The sequence below is a fragment of the Kosmotoga sp. genome, from assembly GCF_982836095.1.
Genome location: NZ_CEYIHJ010000189.1, coordinates 1 through 3,185 on the forward strand (window position 1 = coordinate 1; position 3,185 = coordinate 3,185).

3 protein-coding genes are annotated in these 3,185 nt (G+C 42.6%); 1 reads left to right on the forward strand and 2 read right to left on the reverse strand.

The window, feature by feature from the left end:
- Both AC3LHT_RS09840 and AC3LHT_RS09845 read right to left on the reverse strand, forming a co-directional pair.
- Positions 1-673, reverse strand: a 673-nt coding sequence (locus tag AC3LHT_RS09840) for a sugar ABC transporter substrate-binding protein (protein ID WP_488662762.1), incomplete at its 3' end; no start/stop codon positions are given.
- 175 nt (positions 674-848) lie between these two features.
- The gene (locus AC3LHT_RS09845) at positions 849-2,249 is read right to left on the reverse strand and encodes a pyruvate carboxylase subunit B (protein ID WP_488662763.1); all 1,401 of its coding nucleotides are present in this window, start codon (positions 2,247-2,249) and stop codon (positions 849-851) included.
- A 50-nt stretch (positions 2,250-2,299) separates the two neighbouring features.
- Here AC3LHT_RS09845 and AC3LHT_RS09850 point away from each other — a divergent pair.
- Positions 2,300-3,185: FAD-dependent oxidoreductase (locus AC3LHT_RS09850; protein ID WP_488662764.1), on the forward strand; the 886-nt coding region annotated here is incomplete at its 3' end.

The following is a 3,185-nucleotide window of genomic DNA, read 5'->3' on the forward strand; positions in this document are numbered from 1 at the left end:
AATTGGCACCTTGAGGGATAAGCCCATCGTCGAACCATTTCTTGATAAGACTGACCCCTTTAATTGCACCTTCGTTGTTGAGCCCTATATCATTCACATCAAGACCACTTTCAGTGCTTTTGAAGATATAGCCACCATAACCAGCTATAAAGGGGAATGAGAAATAGAAGTTGCCAGCATCGTAAACAAAACCAACTACTTCATCATCTGCAACCTCCGCGGCCATTTGTTCGAGCTCATCAATTGTTTTTGGCGCTTCTTCAATAAGATCTTTGTTATAAATGATACCGATGGATTCAATAGTATATGGAACGCCATAGAGTTTCCCCTGGTAGCTAAAAGCATCGAGGGACACTTCGTAGTACTGATCGGCATCAGGAAGGAACGGGATGGGCTCAAGAAGCCCGTTCGCAGCGAGTTCCCCTACCCAGTCATGTGCACCAACAATTATATCAGGACCTTCTCCAGCAGGAGCGGCTGTGAGGAATTTGGATTTGATGTCACCGAAATTAACCTGCTGAATTTCCACTTCAATACCGTAGTCCCTTTCAAAGTCAGCAGCCAATTTTTGAAGAGCTGGTATCTGATTTTCTGAAGACCAGATGACGATTTTTGCACTGAGAAGAGATGCTACTGCAAAAACAATCATTAACACGAGAGCAAGTTTCTTCATTCTTTCGACCTCCCTTATATTGATTTAAGCAAATTGCCTCAATACAATTTTATCAATTTCTCCAGAAGGGCAACATGATAATGCTTACTTCCTACTTATGATTATACCAAAAAAACGGTAAATATCTCCGATTATCAATCAATTATTTTCCTATGCTTCTTCTAACTACGCCTTTCTACACGGGATATACAATAGCTGTATCAGAAAAATCAGATATCAACGAGAAATCAATTCCCAGTTCTTTCTCATATTTGCCAACCAGATATTTTCTTCCCACTTCTCCCAATAAAAGGAGTATCAACAAATCCTCGTCTGATTTTGCGATGGTCTTGAATTTCTCTCTTGAGCTTAAAACCTCTGGCTCAATATAATCCGCTGCTCTACCTGTAATAGCCTTGCTGCCTTTAGATTCAATGCGGTTTTTTAGTTCTGGATTCACAGGTGCCGGGGGAGTGCCGTAATAACCCAGCACATATTTCTCGGTTTCTTTCGTTATGATTTTGTAGCGTTCACCGGTAAGCACATTCAAAACAGCCTGGACGCCAACAATCTGGGAAGTTGGGGTGACAAGTGGAGGATAACCAAGATCTTTCCTTACTTTCGGTACCTCATCAAGCACCTCTTCCAGCTTATCAAGGGCCTTCTGGGATTTTAATTGGTTGATCATGTTGGAATACATGCCACCCGGGATTTGGTTGGTTAACACCTCTGGTTTGATGGTTAACAACGATACATCGTGATCGGCATGTTTTGCTCTGACTGTTGAGAAATAGTCACTAATGGTTTTGAGAAGTTTTAAGTTTGGTTTATCAGCGTATCCGAGACTGTTCATGGATACCCACAAACTTTCAACAGCCGGTTGTGATGTACCATATGCCAGAGCACTTATTGCCGTATCCACGATTTCAGCGCCCGCTTCTGCTGCAGCTAGATAGGTGAGATCTGCCAGCCCGGTTGTGAAATGTGCGTGTATTTCAAGAGGTAATGGGCAATTCTGCTTTATGCTCTTGACCAGTCTCTTTGCCTCTCCAGGGGTGAGAAGTCCCGCCATATCTTTAATACACAAAGAATCCGCGTGCAACTCTTCGTATGCACTTTTAGCAAGGCTTGTAAAATATTCAACATTGTGTACAGGGCTGGTAGTATAAGATATGGCAACTTGTAGATGCATTTTGTGCTTTTTTACTTCTCTACTTGCTTTTTCCAGATTTCTAAAATCATTGAGAGCATCAAATACCCTGACTATGTCCATCCCATGGTCAGCTACTTTTTTCACAAAGAGTTCCACAACATCATCGGCATAATGACGATACCCCAGAAGGTTCTGACCGCGTAAAAGCATTTGAATCTTTGTCTTCCTAAATTGTTCTCTTATCCTATCAAGCCTTTCCCACGGATCCTCACCAAGGTAACGGACCGAAACGTCGAAAGTTGCCCCTCCCCATATTTCAACACTGTTATACCCCACCTCATCTATAAGCGAAGCGACCCCGACAAGCTCTTCGGTTGTCAATCTTGTCGCAAGTAATGACTGATGTGCATCTCTCAAGGTCGTATCTGTAAATCGGACTTTCATCTTCAAGCCTCCTTTCTGTTGTACAATTAATAGGATAGGAGGGAGATGTTATGAGAAGCACAATAGATGATTACAGTTTCGACATTGTTGTTGTTGGTGCGGGTCATGCTGGCATCGAAGCTGGGTTGGCTTCTGCTAAAGCTGGAATGAAAACTCTTGTACTTGCCATAAATCTTGACACCGTCGGTTGGGCACCTTGCAATCCGGCAGTAGGCGGTCCAGCCAAAGGTGTTGTCGCAAGGGAAGTTGATGCCCTGGGCGGCCAAATAGCAAAAACAACTGATAAAACGGCCATAAATATTCGCATGCTCAATACCAGCAAAGGACCTGCTGTCAGAGCATTAAGGGCTCAAATAGACAAAAAAGAATATAGCATTGAGATGAAAAGAGCTCTTGAAAATCAAGAGAATCTCTATTTAAGAAGCGCCATAGCGACAGAAATTCTGGTTGAAAATGGTAAAGTTGCTGGTGTCGTAACACATTTCGGCCAAGTTTACCGTTGTAAAGCGGCTATTATAACAACTGGAACTTTTTTAGGTGGAAAGATCTTCATTGGTCCAAAAGCATTTGAAGCCGGGCGTTTAGGAGAATTCCCTTCAAAAATGCTCAGCGAATCGTTAAAAAAACTCGGCTTTAAACTTGCACGTTTCAAAACAGGGACGCCGGCCAGAATACTTGGAAGTTCCATAGACTTTTCAAAAATGGAAAGGCAGGACACTTCCGATACTCCTCTTGCATTTTCCTATTTCTCTGAGCCAAGAGTGTTGCCTAAGGATAGCCCTTGCTGGCTCACTAAAACCAATCCAAGAACTCATTCGATAATCAGGCGCGATATACAATTCTCCCCTCTTTATGGCGATGTGAAGTTAATCCATTCCATAGGCCCGAGATATTGCCCTTCGATTGAAGACAAAGTTCTAAAATTTTCTTCTAAGG